This window comes from Paenibacillus sp. 2RAB27, assembly GCF_052115445.1.
Classification (GTDB): domain Bacteria; phylum Bacillota; class Bacilli; order Paenibacillales; family NBRC-103111; genus Paenibacillus_E.
This window is the reverse complement of the sequence record NZ_JBFRGR010000045.1, coordinates 22,784-41,015: the sequence shown is the minus strand read 5'-3', so window position 1 is coordinate 41,015 and position 18,232 is coordinate 22,784. Positions and strand designations below refer to the sequence as shown.

Genomic DNA, 18,232 nt, shown 5'->3' with positions numbered 1-18,232 from the left:
GGTTTTTGGGACAGATAAAGTATTAGGCAATACAACACTCTACGCGAAGTGGACGCCGATTAATTACACAGTAAGCTTCGTGGTGAATAATGGCATTGAAATAGAAGGCAAACAAGCAGACTACGATACAGTCATCACCGCGCCGACTGTGCCAACGAAAGAGAATTACACGTTTGCAGGCTGGTATAAAGAAGCTCAGTTAACGAATCTTTGGGTTTTTGGAACAGATAAAGTGTTAGGCGATACAACACTCTATGCGAAGTGGAATCCGATTAACTATACAGTAAGCTTCGTGGTTAATAATGGAACTGAAATAGAGGGTAAACAAGCAGCCTACGATACAGTCATCACTGCACCGACTGTGCCAACGAAAGAGAATTACACGTTTGAAGGCTGGTATAAAGAAGATTTAGAGACTCTATGGGTTTTTGGATCAGATAAATTGCTAGGCGATATGACATTGTATGCGAAGTGGACACCAGTGATGTACATCGTGAACTTCCAATCAAATGGAGGAGACTTAGTAACAAAAGTGAATGCAGCCTATGATACAATAATCACCGCTCCTACTACGCCAACGAAACCGAATTACACGTTTGCAGGTTGGTATAAAGAAGCCGCGGCGACGACCCTCTGGAGCTTTGATTCCGAAAAAGTGCAGGGTGATATGATACTGTATGCAAAATGGACGCCGAATACCTACATTGTGAATTTCAATGCTAATGGAGGAAGCTTAGTATCAAAAGTAAATGCGGACTATGATTCAACGATCACAGTACCACCCAATCCAACGAAAGCAAATTACACTTTCGCCGGCTGGTATAAAGAAACTTCATTTACGACGCTGTGGCACTTCGGCACCGATAAAGTACTAGGCGATACAATGCTCTACGCCAAATGGTTAAGCACATCAGCTACCATTAGTTCCTACCTTGGCCAAGTTAGTACAGGCGGCACAGCGATCGAAACGGTAACGAATATTACGTATGGGACTACGTTGGATGCATTGAAAGCTGCGATCACGCCTGCAGCAAATGCAACTTATCAAATTTATGAAGCGGATGGTCATACAGAAGCAACGACGTTAGTTACAGGCTGTGTGATTATCGTTACAGCGGAAGATGGAGTAACGCGTGTAACTTACACCGTCATCGTAAATGCACCACTTAGCAGCAATGCAATGTTGTCCAGCTTATATATGGTCCAAGGGGAATTTGCAACTGAGCTCCCGCCATCGCAACTGGCGCATACAGTAATTGTACCAACGAACATTTCGAGTCTTACACTTTTCTTTACTAAAGCAGACCCAACAGAAACAATTGTAGTTACAGGTGCAGTTTATAGCACAGTGACGAACGATGTGTATTCTTATGTGGTGCCGAGCCTACTTGTAGGCATGAACGGGATTCAAATTAAAGTTATTGCTCAGGATGGAACGACCAATAATTATGAAATCTACGTGAACCGTGAACCAGCCAAGCTGAATGAGCTAATTGATGTTAATCAGGATGGAGTTCTAGACATCTTGGATGTTATGATGATCATTTCAAGTTCAGTTAGTTTGAGACAACAGGATGTCGAAGAGTTGTTGAGTCAGATAAGTCCGCAACTTAGGTGATGTTGTTGTTTAGTAAAGCAAGAGGCTGTCCCCAAAGTAACCTTTGGAACATCTCAGTAACAAAAAAAGATCACATTCAATAAAAACTGAGGAGCTAAGCGGCCTGTTCTCGCTGAGCTCCTCGTTTTTTTGTATCTACTGCTAACTTGCCATTATCCACACTCCCCCAACATCCGTCAAATTCACCCCTTATTTCCCTATATCTCTCCCATTTACACAAAATTATTCCATTTTAATAGTTCTCTAACAATCTTTTAAACATCCGATAACAAAGTTCCGATAACGAACACAATCATCTTCAATTGATCATAATGTTTAACACTTTGAAAACAGACAATTGCACTTTCCTGTCGTACCATGGCAATAGACAGATGAACTCAGCAAATAATCGAAGGTGAATAGGATGAGCAAGTGCCTCAAATTGTTGGTGAGATTAGGTCTTGTGCTCGTGATTGTAGCCGGTGCGCTTTATTATTGGCTGCGTCCGCTTTTGGTCAGAATCGAAAGCACGACGCTGGCTAGCGGCATACATGTGAAGTTTAAGACACAAGGAACGAATGTAGAAGAATACACGAATGAAGCCTGGCAGCCCTATTTTGCCAAGGGAATTAATATGGGGGCGACGATCCCTGGACATTTTCCTGGTGAACTGGTCATCTCAGAGGACGAGTATGAGAGATGGTTTGGCATGATTCAGGACATGGGGGCGAATGTGATTCGGGTGTATACGATCATGATGCCCGAGTTTTACGAGGCGCTTGCCAAATACAACATGAAACATCAGAAAGATCCGCTTTTCTTCCTTCAGGGCGTATGGAGCCCCGAGGAACAACTGATTGAAGGGCAGGATGCCTTCGATTCCAAGATCAAGACGAAGTTCGAGCAAGAGATTAAGGACGCGGTTTCGGCGGTCTATGGCAAAACGACACTCACGCCTGAGCCGCATTCGGGAAAAGCAGGAGGTACCTATACCTATAATGCAGGTCCTTATCTCATGGGCTGGATTATCGGGACGGAATGGGATCCGAAGATGGTGAAGGGGACCAATGATTTGCACGCGGACACCGCAGATTATGTGGGGAAATATTTCCGTAATAAACCGGGAGCGAACGCTTTTGAGAAGTGGCTGGCCCTAATGGTCGACACGGCAGCGCAAACGGAAATTCAGTATGGCTGGCAGCATCCCATGGCCTTCGCTAATTGGGTGACGACGGATCCGCTTACGCATCCGGGCGAGCCGTTGGTTGAAGAGGATCTGGTTAGTGTCGATCCGACGCATATTGAGGCGGCGAATTGGGAGGCGGGCTATTTTGCCTCGTATCATGTGTATCCGTATTATCCGGATTTCTTTGCATTTGATAAGTCGTTTCAGGAAAAGACCAATAGTAAGGGTGAAATCGATAGTTACTACACGTATCTGAATAAATTAAAAGGAGCGCATCCCAATCTGCCGGTCATGATTACGGAGTATGGCGTGCCGGCTTCCTTGGGTGTAGCCCACTTGGGCACGCTCGGCCGCAATCAGGGCGGTCATAGCGAGAAACAGCAGGGAGAGATCGATACAGATTTACTGCAGCAGATTCACGGGTCCGGCTACTCTGGGGCGATTTTGTTCACGTGGCAGGATGAATGGTTTAAGAAGACGTGGAACACGCAACGCTATGATGAAGCGGATCGCCGGGCGTACTGGTATAACACGTTGACGAATGAGTCGTTCTTCGGGGTACTCGGGATGTTCCCAGGCAAAGACGAAGCGATTCACATCGATGGGGACGCCTCGGATTGGAACAAGTTGAAGGATAAGACGAAGCTCGATGTGCAAGCTCCTGGCTTTGAGGAGATTTGGGCCACGCATGACGAAGGCTACCTTTATGTACAGGCCAAGCTATCTGAGCCATTTGACCCGTCCAAGGAAAGTATCTATTTCGGGGCAGATACGCTGCCCGGTGGCAATCGTCATGGACCAGAGCTTCATGGCATGACACTTGATGAGGGATTGGAAACATTAATCGAGCTGTCGGATGAAAATAAAAGCCGTTTGACGATCGCCTCTAATTACGATATCCATGCCCGCATGTATGAACGTTCCGGGCTGCCGAACATCGATCCGAAGGAAAAGCAGGATGACTCGGGCATTTTCAAGCCTTGGAAGCTGGCCGTCAATTATCTGCTGGAGCATCCCGACTCCCGGGTGGACCACCCCTTCGGGGATGTAGAGGTTGGCCTTTTAGAGAGAGGCTACAGTGATCCGTCGCGTGCCGAATACAATTCGAAGGCGATGTGGCAAGTGCAAGGGCAGGTGCTCGAAATACGAATACCGTGGATGCTGCTGGGATTCAGTGATCCAAGCTCGCTGAGCGTTATCAACTACAACCAGCCGAGCAAGAATAAATTTGAAATGACGCACGTGAAAGGTGTTCGCTTTGTTCCGTGGATTGTGAAGAATGAACAGGTCGTTGGTCGGGACAACTCGGCTGCGGCGCAGCCGGTTCAAGTGTCCGCGATGCCGCTATACACATGGCAGGGCTGGGAAGATAAGGTGAAATATGTGGAACGGCCGAAACAAAGTTACTACATCATGAAAGAAGCGTTGCATAAGATCAACGGACCCGTTACCAGTACCGTTCCATCGAGCAGTTAAAGAAGAGGAGAGTGCAGGTGTGTACACCAATCTTAATGCAGCCATACAAGCGTTATATGTCATTTTGGCTTTTAATCTGGTTTGTGTGGTCATCATTTATGCCATCAAGATGCGAAGTATAAGAAGGAGAAAGCTGAACGACCGATTCCAAACGAAGTTTAAGGATTACCTGACGTATGTGCAAGCGAATCTGGATGGGACAGAGCCGTTAAGAGTCCCTCCCTGGCCGATGAACCCGGTGGAGAGGGAAGCGATGCAGGAGAAGCTGAATGATATGATGGAAATCTTCTCCGGCGAACAGCGGCATAAGCTGGTCCAGCTTTGCGTAGATTTGGGGCTCGTGCAGCACCATATAGAGCGCTTGAACAGCCGATCTTATCCGGTGAAGTTGGATGCCGCTTATCACTTGGGATGCATGCGGGTGAAGGAGGCGGTACCGGTATTACTGGACATGTTAAAGGTGCATCCGCTCAATTCGTCTCTGTTTGTGGTAGCTCGAGCTATCGCCAAGTGTGCCCGCAGCCAGCAGGAGCTCGGAGCCATGGTTCAGACGCTGCTTCAGCACAACAAGAAATGCTACGAACTGATTGTGGATATGATCGCCGATTCGGACATAGATGCCGGTTCCTTGTACACGGGCTATGTGAGTCGTCAGGATCCAGCTTACGTCCGGATTGGGCTGATTGGGCTCAATGTCTACATCGATCCAGCAGCAGCTTCTGCGGTTTATCGTCTCATGGATTCCAAGCATGAAGACATTCAGATCAAAGCGGTGGATTTGTATCTGAAAAGCTCCCGCTTGCTGCCTAGAAACGTTGTTAGCAAGTTACTAAGTCATCCCAATCTGGGCATTCGCCGATTGACGATAGAGGCTTTGGCCGACATCAAAAGTACGGCTTACATCGAGCTGATGACAACCAGTCTGAGCGACGCCGATCAGCGAATCGTGTATGCGTCGGCCAAAGGGCTGCTCCGTATGGGAGAAGAAGGCATGGTGGCGCTTTGTGAGCGTGCAGCAGCGGTTCAAGGCAATGAACGCGGGCAGTTCATGCAGCAGCTGATTGATGATGAGATTAAGCATCTGTCTATGCAGCTGCACAATTGGGATAAGCTCATGCAATATAACACACTGATGTACACCTATGACAAAGTATTTCACAGGTCTAAGCGTATCTATCGTGTCGTATAGGAGGGTTGCGTAAACATGTGGGTTTTCGGATATCAAGTAGTGTTGGATTCATTCCTGCACGGGTTAAGAGAGTTTTTGCTCTATTACAGCTATGTCGCGATCTTTTACGTTATTCTCGTCACACTGCTCTATTATTTCATCTTCGGATTCTCGATTCGGCATATTTTCTCGATTAAGCGGGGAATTCAGTACAATCGGATCAATAAGCTATCCAGTTCCAGTCAGCTCCCGCCAGTTTCCCTGTTGGTACCGGCCTATAACGAGGAGTTAACCATTATTGAGAACGTCAGGTCGCTGTTAGCGCTCAATTATGTGGAATATGAGGTGATCGTCGTCAACGACGGTTCACAGGATGGGACCTTGAAGTGCATGATTGAAGAATTCAATCTGGAGCTCCTTCATCCGGTGCTTTCCAGCTCCATTAAGACCGGAAAAGTCAGAGGGGTGTACCATAATTCCGAGTATCCCAATCTTTATTTGGTAGATAAGGAGAATGGAGGGAAGGCGGATTCGTTAAACGCGGGCATCAACCTTTCCCACTATGCGTTAATCTCAACAATTGATGCAGACTCTTTGCTTGAGAAGGACGCCTTAACGCGGATTGCCCGGGTATACATGGAAAACCCCGAAGAGACGGTCGCCGTTGGGGGCAATGTTCGAATCGTCAACAGCTGCACGGTGGAAGATGGCATTGTGAAGGATGTTCAATTTCCTCGTAAGCTGCTGCCGGCACTGCAACACGTCGAATATACGAAAGCTTTCCTCGGCGGCAGGATCGGCTGGAGCGCCGTTAATGGACTCATTATTATTTCAGGAGCCTTCGGTGTGTTTCAAAAGGAAAAGATCATCGCCGTCGGCGGTTACCGTGGTGGCTACCCTGGTGAGGATATGAACATTGTCATTAAGCTTCACCGTTACTGTTTAGACAATAAAATCCCATACCGGGTAGCATTTTGCCCAGATGCCGTGTGTTGGACACAAGCACCAGATTCGTACCGGATCTTGAGCAGCCAGCGCAAGCGCTGGGGGCGTGGAAATCTGAAAAATATGATTGAAGAAGGTATTCACATGGTGCTGCGTCCGAAATACAAAATATTCGGGCTGCTGACACTTCCCTATAACATTGTGTTTGAAACACTGAATCCATATTTCCGCCTCAGCGGCCTGTTAGCCATATTGGGTTACTGGATGCTGAATATGACGGATTGGCACACGGTCGTTATCTTTTCGTTAGTCAATTTATTTTCCTGCTTTACCTTAAGCCTGGGGGCCTTATTTATTGAAGAGGCGGCCTTCAGCAGATATCCCAAGTTGCGTGACCTGAACAAAATGCTCTTATATTCGCTCTTGATGTTTGCGGGTTATCGGCAAATTGGTGTTTGGTGGAGGTTAAGCGGACATGTCCAATTCCTGCGTAATAATAACTCATGGGGAACGATGGTCCGTACCAATTTTAATAAATAGCAATCCTATACAAAGATAAGAGGAGTGGAGAAGATGGCGGTACTAGTTCATGATCCGATTCAAGAAGCAATTTTGCAATTAGCAGAAAGAGTTCAGGCTTCCTATGAAAAGGGTGCTCCCTACGGGATGATCCTTGCGCCATGCGCAGCGGTGGGCCAGAAGGTACTGGAACAAATGCAGTCCTATGTGAGCGGCTTTGAGCCGGAGGCACCTCTTCATTGCTTCTACTTGGATCAAAGTGGCCTTCTAGGAATCGTTCAGTCTGGGCAAAAGCTTATCGATACCCATTATGCATCGCTCGTGCTCAAAGAGTTCCTGGAGCAGCAAAGTTTGCTCGAAGGTCAGACAGTCGTCGCCAGCTTCCCAGAGAGTGGGGAGTTGACGGAACAGTCCATGTCACAGTTGCTCCAAACGACGCTGCAAGGGAAAGGGGAGGGCAGAGATATTCACCTGTTCATGAATCATGGGGTTCAACAGGGAATTACATCGATTCTCATCGCCGATCCGGACGAGGTGAGCAGAGAGTTTGTTAAGCTGCGGCTTGAGATCAACGGTTACAAGGTTGAAGAGGCCAAGGACGGGAGTGAAGCGCTCGAGAAATTTGAGAAAACAATGCCGAACTTGGTGATCACGGAGCTGAACCTGCCGATTCTTGACGGGTACCAGTTGATTGACAAAATCAAGAGGGATTATGCCGGCGAAGGACAAGTCATCGTTCTTACGGATAAGCAGCTGCCGAAAAGTATGGACCGTGCCTTTGAATTGGGCGCATCCGATTATGTGACGAAGCCCTTCTCCATTTCGGAGCTGGAGTGGAGAATCAAAAAACTGAGTTCCCGTCTGAACTAATAAACGAGAAACACGAGAGGGTGGAATCATAATGAACGCATATAACCAGTTAAAATATAAATTTCAGACCAAAACGGCCGAAATCGGGGTCATCGGTCTCGGCTATGTAGGGCTGCCTTTATGTATGGAGATGGCAAAAGGCGGGTTTACGGTATACGGCATCGATCTCGATTTCCGAAAGATAGAATCACTTCAAAGCGGCCAATCGTATATTCAAGACGTTCCGAACGAAGAAGTAATGAACGCGGTCGAGTCCGGCCGCTTTATTCCGACCGACGACTACCATACGGTTCAAAGGCTGGATGCGATCTCCATCTGTGTACCGACGCCACTCAGTGAGAACCAAGATCCGGATACCTCTTATATTCAGAGTGTCGTCCGGGAAATCAAGAAGAATCTCAAGCGCGGAGCTTTGATTATCTTGGAGAGCACCACCTATCCGGGAACGACGGAGGAGCTTATCCAGTTCGAGCTGGAAGCGCAAGGACTCAAGGTAGGCAAGGATTTCTTCCTCTGCTTCTCGCCGGAGCGGGTCGATCCGGGGAATCCTAAATTCAACACCTTTAATACGCCAAAGGTTATCGGCGGTACGACGGAAGCGTGCATCGACCTCGGCGTAACCCTTTACGGCCATGTGGTGAAGGATGTCGTACCTGTCTCCTCGCCGAAAGTAGCGGAGATGTCCAAGCTGCTAGAGAATACGTTTCGCAGTATTAACATTGCGTTCATTAACGAAATGGCCATGATGTGCGACAAAATGGACATTGACGTGTGGGAAGTCATTAAGGCTGCGTCGACGAAGCCGTTTGGCTTTATGCCGTTCCATCCGGGGCCTGGTATCGGCGGTCACTGCATCCCGCTGGATCCGATGTATTTATCGTGGAAAGCCAAGGAGTTCCGTTTCTACAGCAAGTTCATCGAGCTGGCGCAATCCATCAATGATAATATGCCGGAGTATGTCCGATATAAAGCTTCGCAGATTCTCAATATGTATGCGAAATCCATCCGCAATTCGAAGATTCTTATTCTAGGTATGGCGTATAAGCCGGATGTGGATGATCTCCGTGAATCGCCGGGGCTGGAGTTGTACGAGCTTCTTCGGGAGAGCGGAGCTAAAGTGGACTATTACGATCCGCATGCCGTTTCCTTCCTTGATAAAGAAGGGGATATGGTAAAATCTGTGAATTATGATCTGTGTGCTTTTGCCGAATATGACGGCATGGTGTTGATCACGAATCACCGCTGCTTCAACAACCGTGAACTCGCTGAGCTAGGCGTGCCAATCATAGATACGCGCAACGCTTTTGTAGACATTCAAGGAGACAATATTTATAGATTGGGTACGGGGATTCGCAAGCGAGAAGTGAGGCTTGCCGTAGGCGTATAAACGCATTTTAGAAGAGAGAGGAGAAAACAACGATGTGTGGCATTGTAGGATATATTGGAGGGCGAGATGTACAGCCGATTCTGCTGAACGGATTAAGCAAGCTGGAGTACAGAGGGTATGATTCCGCGGGGATCGCGGTGCTGGTGCAGGATCAGGTCAAGATTAGCAAGGCGGAAGGACGCCTGGCCAACTTAACGCTTCAACTGGATAAGCAGCCGTTGAAAGGATCGATGGGTATCGGGCATACGCGCTGGGCTACGCACGGCAGACCGTCGGATGTAAACTCCCATCCGCATACGGATATGTCGGGTAAATTTACTGTCGTGCATAACGGCATCGTGGAAAACTACATGGAACTGAAGAAAGAGCTGGAGGATAATGGCGTCATCTTTGCTTCCGAGACCGACACCGAGGTGATTGCTCATTTGCTTGCCGAGCATTATGAAGGCGACATCTACACCGCCATGCTTGCGGTCATTCAGAGACTGCAAGGGGCTTATTCCCTTGGTGTCATGACGGAGTATGAGCCGGATAAACTTATCGCGGTCAGACAAGCGAGTCCGCTTGTTATTGGTGCGGGTCAGGGCGAATACTTCATGGCTTCGGACATCTCTGCGCTTATTGAGCATACTCGTGAGGTGTATATTTTGGAGGATGGAGATTTGGCCATCCTTACACAGGAGGGGATCTCCATCACGAAAGTCGAGACAGGGGAACCGGTGGCGTGCAAGCTGCTGCATATCGATTGGGACGCAGATCAGGTAGAAAAAGGACCGTTTGAGCACTTCATGCTGAAGGAAATTCACGAACAACCGTTAACACTGCGCAATACGATGCTCGGGCGCATCAACGACCAGGACCAAGTCAGTTTCCCGGAATTAGCGCACGCAGCAGGCGCGTTTCAACATGTGGATAAAATTTTTATCGTAGCTTGCGGCACAGCCTATCATGCCGGACTTGTCGGCAGTACGGTCATTGAGAAGCTAACGCGAATCCCGGTGCAGTGCGATATCGCATCGGAATTCAGATATCGGGACCCGATCATCACTGACCGAACACTCGTCATCGTCGTGAGCCAATCGGGGGAAACGGCGGATACGCTTGCTGCCCTGCAAGAGAGCAGAAGGCAAGGCGCTAAAGTATTGGCCATTACGAATGTGCCAACCAGTTCAGTTGCGCGAGATGCGGACTATGTCATCGCAACGAAGGCTGGCCCGGAAATTGCCGTGGCATCGACCAAAGCGTATACCGCTCAGCTGCTCGCCTTCTATTTGTTCAGCATTTACTTGGCCCAGGAAAGACAGACGCTGTCCACCGAGCTTCATACGGAGCTGGTCAAAGGTTTGAAGGCACTTCCGATTCAGGTGGAGAAGGTGCTGGAAAACGCCAACGAAGTCAAGCTGTATGCGGAATCAATCAAAGATGCGGACAGCCTATTCTTTATTGGCAGGGGCTTGGACCATGCCGTTGCGCTGGAGGGCTCTCTCAAATTGAAGGAAATCTCTTATATTCATTCGGAGGCTTATGCAGCCGGAGAGCTAAAGCACGGCACATTGGCGCTGATCGAGAAGGATACGCCGGTAATTGCGCTGGCTACACAGATGGATCTGTACGAGAAAACAGTTAGCAATATTAAAGAAGTTAAGGCCCGTGGCGCACATGTCATGGGGATTACGGTGGAAGGCAACGTGGGGCTGCTGAATAGCGTTGATGAAATCTGCTTCATCCCGTCGTCCCTTCAGCTTTTGGCACCGATATTGGCCGTCGTGCCGCTTCAGTTAATCTCCTATTACGCTTCCCTGGCCCTGGATAACGATATTGATAAACCGCGCAACTTGGCCAAAAGCGTGACGGTTGAATAACTATCCAGAGGGGAGCTGACCACACATGGAAGCATTCGCTATTTTGTTAGCTGCAGGGAAAGGCACACGGATGAAGTCGGAGCTGCCCAAAGTGCTTCATCCCGTTGGAGGCGTACCGATGATCGGCCGTTTGGTGGGCAAACTGGAAGCGATGCCGATCACTCGGATTGTGGCCGTGATCGGGCATCGGGGAGAGCTGGTGAAGAAGTGCTTGGGGACGCGGGTTACCTACGTCCAGCAGGAGAATCAGCTTGGAACGGCACACGCCGTTCATCAAACGGAGCCTCTGCTCCGTAACCGCAGCGGATCGACCTTGGTGCTTACGGGCGATACGCCTCTCATTAGGCAATCCACCATTGAAATGCTGCTGGCGGCCCAGCGGGCAAATACAAGCGCTGGTGTGGTGTTGACCGCGACGCTTGGAGATCCAACCGGCTATGGAAGAATTATCCGAGATTCTGCAAGCGGCGAAGTTGTCGATATCATTGAAGAGAAAGACGCAACGCCTGAACAGAAAAGGATTAACGAAATTAACACGGGGATTTTCTGTTTCGATAATGAAAGCTTGTTTCAAGCGCTCCCTGGTATTACCAATGACAATGCGCAGCAGGAGTACTACTTGACCGATATCGTGAAGGTGATGCGACAGACTGGTATTTCCGGTGGCCAGAAGAAATTCGAGGCGATGATTCTCGACGATCCGACTGAGGTGATGGGGATTAATACCCCTGAACAATTGGAGGAGGCGAATCGGGCCTTTTACGAGCACATGGGGATATTTGCATAAAAAGCGATAGGGAGGAGTGTTGATATGGGAGCTATTTTTGGTACGGATGGCGTTAGAGGGGTTGCCAATCGCGAGTTGACGCCAGAGTTGGCTTTTGAATTAGGGCTTATTGTTGGTTGCATGCTGACGCGCAGCTGTGAAGGCAAACGGCCAACCGTCGTCATCGGACGGGATACCCGCATCTCCGGGCACATGCTAGAAGCAGCTTTGGCTGCCGGGTTGTTATCCGCCGGGGCGGATGCTGTAAGGCTAGGCGTATTACCGACGCCGGGTGTGGCTTATGTTACACGGCACTCGGGCATAGATGCAGGGGTAATGATCTCCGCATCTCATAATCCGGTGGAGGACAACGGAATTAAGTTTTTTGGCAGAGACGGCTTCAAAATGCCGGATGCATGGGAAGCGGAAGTAGAGAGCCGCTTGCAGAGTGACGAGCATCGGATTTCCCGCCCTACGGGAGCGGGTATTGGTACCTTGCGTGATGATCTGAAGGGCGCACAGGACTATGTGAGCTACTTGAAGTCGACGGCTGCGACATCGCTGTCAGGTTGCAAGATCGTGCTCGATTGTGCGAACGGGGCGGCTTCCATGCTAGCTCCGCAGCTATTCGCCGAATTGGGTGCGGAGACTATTCTATTGTCTCATCAGCCGGATGGTTTAAATATTAATCAGGATTGCKGCTCAACACATCCGGAGCATCTTCGTAAGGCTGTGCTGGAACATCGTGCCCATGCGGGACTTTCGTTCGACGGTGATGCGGACCGGCTGATTGCGGTTGATGAACGGGGCGAGATTCTGGACGGGGATCACATCCTCTATATCCTTGCCGCTCATATGGCCAAGCAGGGACAGCTGAGTCATAACACCGTCGTTTCTACCGTCATGAGCAATCTTGGCTTTCATCAAGCGCTGCAAACCATCGGTCTCGATTCGTTAAAAAGCAAGGTCGGAGACCGGCATGTCATGGAAGTGATGCGCAGTGGTGGGTACAACTTGGGCGGTGAGTCTTCCGGACATATCATTTTCCTGGATCATTCGACGACAGGGGATGGCCTGTTATCGGCCGTTCAGCTGCTGCAAGTCATGCTGCAAGAAGGGAAGCCTCTGTCCGAGCTCGTGTCCCCAATGGTCAAATACCCTCAGTTGATGGTTAATGTACGAGTAATCCATAAATACAAGCTGGAAGGCAATCGTCGAATCGATGCCGTCATCCGTCGGGTGGAAAGTGAGATGGCCGGCCGCGGGCGTGTATTGGTGCGGCCTTCTGGCACGGAGGCCCTGGTGCGTGTGATGGCGGAAGGACCGGATGAAAGGGAGTTGTCCGGTTATGTTGACGGCATTGTAGAGGTGGTAAAGGAAGAGCTTGAATATAGCGTGGTTTAATCCGTTAGTTCCTATGAAAGTCCCATTGAGAAAGACGATTGTTTGCTTGGTTCTTATTCAAATGTTAACAAGTATTCCTTTATTTTTCCCGGTGTACTCTCTTAAAACGGAGCTTGGGGTACAGGTCAACGGGGAGAAGATCACCTTTACGGATACCCAGCCATACATCGATGAAAAGACGGGTAGTACGATGGTGCCGGCAAGAGAAATTGCCGAAAAACTGGGTGCTGAAGTAGCATGGGATCGTTCTTTGGAACAAGTAACCTTTCGCAGTCAGTATGCTACATCATTATTAACCATAGGTCAAAAAATTGCTTCGGTTGACGGCAAGCAGGTGGAATTAGACGCTCCGGCCGTCCTTAAAAATGACCGAACCATGGTTCCACTGAGAGCGGTTAGTGAGAGCCTCGGGGCCGATGTCGATTGGGCGGGAGAACGGAATTTGGTACTGATAACTTCGGTGGACAAAGCGCAAAAGTCCACTTGGATCTGGGACAGCAAGCTGATTGCGACCGATGGTGATAGCATCCTCGCGTTTGCGGCAAACCAAAAACTGACGGCCATTTATCTGCGCTATGCAGCGTATCCGGGTCAAGACGTGTACCGGAATTTCATCCGCAGAGCGAATGATCTGGGCATCAAGGTTGAGGCGTTGGCCGGCCAATCGGATTGGATCTATGACAATAACCATATCTATATCCGGCAATGGATTGCAGCGGTTACGCAATATAACGCTTCGGCAGGTGCGCTAGAACGCTTCCAAGGCTTTCATTTTGATATTGAACCCTACACATTGGGCATGTGGAAGACGAATCAGACCTGGGTGCTCGAACGATGGATGGATACAATCAGATTCATAGAATCGGAAGTGAAAAACTCGGACCGCAGCATGACGATGGTTTTCGATATTCCCTTTTGGATCAACAGCCTTACCGTTCCGGGATCCAGTTACTCCTTTAGCGCGTGGCTGCTGGAAAAGGCGGACAGTGTTGTCATTATGGCCTATCGGAATACGGCACTCGGCAGCAACGGTATTATTGCCAGCGCCAAATCTATTATTTTAGAAGCAGCTACGTTGAAGAAAAAGGCCGTCATTGCCGTGGATACGTTGCCAAGTAAGGAAGCCGATTATACAACCTTCTATAAGTCTAATTCTTCGCTTATGGAGTCGGAATTGAAACAGGTCAAGGAAAGCCTCTCCCTTTATCCGAGCTATATCGGCATCGCTATCCATGATTACGTGAGATGGATCGAACTATTGAACGCTAATCGCTGAGCGGATTTGATGAATAAGAAGGAGGAGGATGCAAAATGAAAAAAACAGGTTTGGTAATCTCTCTGTTGGCTGGTGCCGCGATCGGTGTCTCAGGAATGGCTTTCGCTGCAGCAGGCGGCCATGAGACGGCTGGAACGGCAGGAACCTTTCAGGAATCGTCTTTACCGGGTGGAGGGCTTGAGGTCCCTCATAATGATCGGATTCATCTTTCTACCGATAAGCAGTGGATCTCCTCGGAAGGCCACTTGTCGGATCTCATTCGACTGCAGTGGACGAAAGACCGAGCGAAGCCGGCCATCTCTTGGTTGGATGAGAAGGGAAAAGACAAGGCGGCTATCGTCGCTCACGCCAAAGCGAATAACCCAGAGCAGCACGATCATAATCATATGTCGTTTGAAACGACGATGGCGCCTGATGGCAAAAACGCGAATGAGCTGTTTACGCGTCTGGAAATTCCATTTGACCAGGATGTGGCTGAAATTCGGACGCATTCCTCTAATTTCAATGTGATGGATGGGATTTTAAGGATTGCCGGAACCGGCGGTGTCAATCGTGATCTGACTTGGGCCAAAGCGGATGCTGGGAACGTGACGACGCCACGCTGGGCAATGCGTGCAGATACCTCCGAGGAAACCGGAGGAAATGCCGGCTCCAATCTACAAATTATCCGATATTCGGATGACGGTAAAGCACTGGACAATCCGTTAACCATTAACCGCAGCAGCGGCAATATTGGTATTGGAAACTCCGATGCCAAGACCAAGCTGGACGTCAGTGATGACAGCATCCGCATCCGGAAATCGATGACACCAGCCTCGTCTACAGCCCCTGGAGAAGTGGGGGAGATGGCGTGGGATGACGGTTATGTCTATGTTTGTGTGGCACCTAATACTTGGAAGAGAACGGCACTTTCTTCGTGGTAAAATAACTCCATAAAGGAGTTATCTGACTGCCGATTCGCGTTTAAATGTATAAACTACAGCTAATTTGCTCGAATCTGACGTATTTTCGTGATTAGATGGAAAAAGTACATTTAATTTGTATGAAATTTGGAGAAATGAGCAAATCGAAGGAATTTAACTACAGGAAATACAGTTAATCTTTCGAATTCGAGAAATCCGCTTCAAATAGATGGAGAAAATCCAGTTAAAATGCGAGGGAGGCAAGTTTATTACCTTTCCGGTCATTAACGAAAAAAGAGGCTGTTTCAAAAGTCTAAACTGACTTTTGAGATAGCTTCTTTTTCTGATAGATAAGCGGAAAATGCCTTGTATGACGCGGGATCTAGCGGCAGCCAACACGCTTCTGAAGCTGATTTTTGTCACTTTTTGTAAGCGGTGTCATGCAATTCCTATTGTGTAATATAGGCAACACAAGTTCGTATACCCCCTTAAAATGGAAAAAGTTGCAGAAATCTATGAGAGGATCATAGAAAGGTGTGAACCGCTTGTGACTTGGAAAGTGTTGGTTGCGGATGATGACCCGAATGTGAGAGAAATCATCCGACTGTATTTCCGTCAGCAGCTCATCGAAGTAATCGAAGCCCATGACGGCGTCTCGGCCCTGACCATGTTAGCAGAAGTAAAGCCTGATATCGTGATACTAGATGTGATGATGCCCGGGCTCGACGGGTATGAAACGTGCCGGGAGATTACCAAGCGTTCTGATGTGCCGGTCATTATGCTGACGGCGAAGAACGATGAGTTTGATCGGGTGCTTGGCCTTGAGCTTGGCGCCGACGATTATATGACCAAGCCCTTCAGTCCGAGGGAGCTAGTGGCGCGGATTAAAGCGATTTTTCGCAGAATGCAGAAGGGACAGCCGGTTATTGAGGTGGAACCCGTCCAATATGAGTTTGATAATTTAGTCATCCATGTGACCCGCCGCGAGGTGCTCGCAGGGAATATGAAAATTGACATGCGCCCCAAGGAGTTTGAACTGCTCGCATTTTTCGCGAAATCTCCGGGCGATGTGTTTACGAGAGAACAGCTGCTGGAGCAGGTGTGGGGATATGATTTTTTAGGCGATATGAGAACAGTGGACGTTCATATCAAAAAACTTCGTGAAAGATTAAGCCCGTGTCATCATGTTTGCATTCATACGGTCTGGGGAGTGGGCTATAAATTTGAGGTAGCCGCATGTTCCTAAATGCAAATAAAAGCATACTTCGCAAAATGTTGACCAGCTCCATCGTTACAGTGCTTCTTGGGTTATGTGCGGTGGGGCTCGTTATTTCGTTGTTTGCCAAGGATTATATCGTCGACTCCAAAAGCAATGAGATGATCCGGCAAGCCAAGCAGGTGAATCTCGCCATTCAAAATCAGACGGGACCGAGTGATCGATTTAAGGAGCAGCTGCGCTTTTTTGATGAAGCATTTGATTCACGTATTTGGATATTTGACTTGAATGGAAACATCGTTACTACATCTTCAAAAGATGAGGTGAACGTAGGCAAGGTCATCAGCACGGACGTGGTAAACCAAGTCTTGAATGGTGAACCAACCATATGGAATCAATCCGAAGATTTTAAGGAAGGTGTACTTTCGGTTGCCGTCCCATGGGGAAAAGATAACGACGTATACGGTGGTATTGTGCTGCATTCGCCACTTAAAGGGATGAATGAGACGATTGCTCAGCTTAGAGAAACCATCCTTTGGGTGACCCTGCTCGGTATCTTCTTTTCATTTGGTGTATCCTTCTATTTATCCTGGTCCATTAGCCGACCTATCCAACAGATCGACAAGGCGGCAGCCAAGATTGCCATCGGAGACTATAGCGAGAGAATTCAAATCGATTCCAAGGATGAGATTGGTGATCTGGCAACGACCATTAATCACATGGTGGAGCAGCTTGCGCGCGTTGATCTGGAAAAGAGGCAGTTGAATCAGCTGCGGCATGACTTTTTGGCAAATGTATCCCATGAGCTGCGAACACCGCTTACCGCGATGCGGGGTTTTCTGGAGGCGCTTCAGGATGATTTAATTGAAGAAGGATCGCGGGATAAATATTACGAGATCATGTATAACGAAACCCTACATATGAACCGGCTAGTCGATGATATTACCGATTTAATGAAGCTGGAAAATAAGGAAATCGATCTTGTGTGGTTGGCGGTCGATGTTCAAGCGATGATGGCCAAGCTGGCCTTTAAATTCCAACAGGAGGCAGAACTTCGCGGGACGGTTATTCACTGCCTGCTGGATGAAAATTCGCCACAGGCTCACGCCGATCCGGATCGACTGGAACAAATTTTAAACAATTTGATCAAAAACGCTGTTAAGTTCACCGAGAATGGAACGATCGAATTGAAGGCGATGGCGGTTCCATCGGAAGGGTGTGTCCTCATCACAGTAACCGATACGGGCATCGGGATAACACCGGAGGATCAAGGGCTTATCTGGGAGCGCTTCTTCAAAGTGGAGAGAGGCAGACCCGTGAAGCATAAAGGCTCATCCGGTTTGGGGCTCGCCATTGTGCGAGAGCTTGTCGAGCTTCATAATGGAAGCATTCGGGTGCGAAGCGAGCTTGGGATCGGAAGCGTCTTTGAGGTCAGAATTCCGCTTTATGACAGCCGTCCGCATGTGCAACCGTTGGTAAATTTAGCTGTTGTTGGATAGCTCATATCCACCTATCGATAGAAAGACCGCAGAGAAGGGAGGTTCCTTTTCTGCGGTTCTCTTTTTTTAAATGCTCCGAATTTTTTTCTACCATGCAGTACGTTTATCCAACCCTGAGAAATTATGGATAGCTGTGATATAATGGTAATAAAAGTTAAG

Annotated in this window: 13 protein-coding genes; all 13 read left to right on the top strand. The window is 48.6% G+C overall.

From position 1 onward, the window contains the following. On the top strand, positions 1-1,618 hold a 1,618-nt coding region (locus tag AB4114_RS32035; RefSeq protein WP_441992041.1), incomplete at its 5' end, for an InlB B-repeat-containing protein. Positions 1,619-2,021: 403 nt separating this feature from the next. Beyond that, complete coding sequence (locus AB4114_RS32030) at positions 2,022-4,259, top strand: hypothetical protein (RefSeq protein WP_441992040.1); 2,238 nt, start codon at positions 2,022-2,024, stop codon at positions 4,257-4,259. A gap of 19 nt (positions 4,260-4,278) precedes the next feature. Continuing rightward, entirely contained in the window at positions 4,279-5,448 is a 1,170-nt protein-coding gene (locus AB4114_RS32025) for a HEAT repeat domain-containing protein (protein WP_441992039.1), read from the top strand. A 15-nt stretch (positions 5,449-5,463) separates the two neighbouring features. After that, positions 5,464-6,912, top strand: a complete 1,449-nt coding sequence (locus AB4114_RS32020) for a glycosyltransferase family 2 protein (RefSeq protein ID WP_441992038.1) — start codon at positions 5,464-5,466, stop codon at positions 6,910-6,912. A 33-nt stretch (positions 6,913-6,945) separates the two neighbouring features. Next, positions 6,946-7,761: a response regulator gene (locus tag AB4114_RS32015; RefSeq protein WP_441992037.1), complete on the top strand. Its 816-nt coding sequence runs from the start codon at positions 6,946-6,948 to the stop codon at positions 7,759-7,761. Positions 7,762-7,792: 31 nt separating this feature from the next. Further along, positions 7,793-9,148 carry a nucleotide sugar dehydrogenase gene (locus AB4114_RS32010; RefSeq protein ID WP_441992036.1) on the top strand — a complete coding sequence of 452 codons (1,356 nt, stop codon included), beginning with the start codon at positions 7,793-7,795 and terminating at the stop codon, positions 9,146-9,148. 32 nt (positions 9,149-9,180) lie between these two features. Then, positions 9,181-11,010 (top strand): glutamine--fructose-6-phosphate transaminase (isomerizing), encoded by a 1,830-nt coding sequence (gene glmS, locus AB4114_RS32005; protein WP_441992035.1) that lies wholly within the window; start codon positions 9,181-9,183, stop codon positions 11,008-11,010. A 25-nt stretch (positions 11,011-11,035) separates the two neighbouring features. After that, positions 11,036-11,797, top strand: coding sequence for an NTP transferase domain-containing protein (locus AB4114_RS32000; RefSeq protein ID WP_441992034.1), 762 nt, complete (start codon positions 11,036-11,038; stop codon positions 11,795-11,797). A 24-nt stretch (positions 11,798-11,821) separates the two neighbouring features. Next, positions 11,822-13,180, top strand: a complete 1,359-nt coding sequence (gene glmM, locus AB4114_RS31995) for a phosphoglucosamine mutase (RefSeq protein WP_441992033.1) — start codon at positions 11,822-11,824, stop codon at positions 13,178-13,180. Next, the gene (locus tag AB4114_RS31990; RefSeq protein ID WP_441992032.1) at positions 13,161-14,456 is read left to right on the top strand and encodes a copper amine oxidase N-terminal domain-containing protein; all 1,296 of its coding nucleotides are present in this window, start codon (positions 13,161-13,163) and stop codon (positions 14,454-14,456) included. The genes glmM and AB4114_RS31990 overlap by 20 nt, the downstream gene beginning before the upstream one ends. A 35-nt stretch (positions 14,457-14,491) precedes the next feature. Then, positions 14,492-15,379, top strand: coding sequence for a hypothetical protein (locus tag AB4114_RS31985; protein WP_441992031.1), 888 nt, complete (start codon positions 14,492-14,494; stop codon positions 15,377-15,379). A 472-nt stretch (positions 15,380-15,851) separates the two neighbouring features. Then, complete coding sequence (locus AB4114_RS31980) at positions 15,852-16,604, top strand: response regulator transcription factor (protein WP_441992030.1); 753 nt, start codon at positions 15,852-15,854, stop codon at positions 16,602-16,604. Further along, on the top strand, positions 16,595-18,073 hold the full coding sequence (locus AB4114_RS31975; RefSeq protein ID WP_441992029.1) for an ATP-binding protein: 1,479 nt from the start codon (positions 16,595-16,597) through the stop codon (positions 18,071-18,073). Before AB4114_RS31980 ends, AB4114_RS31975 begins: the two co-directional genes overlap by 10 nt. Positions 18,074-18,232 lie beyond the last annotated feature (159 nt).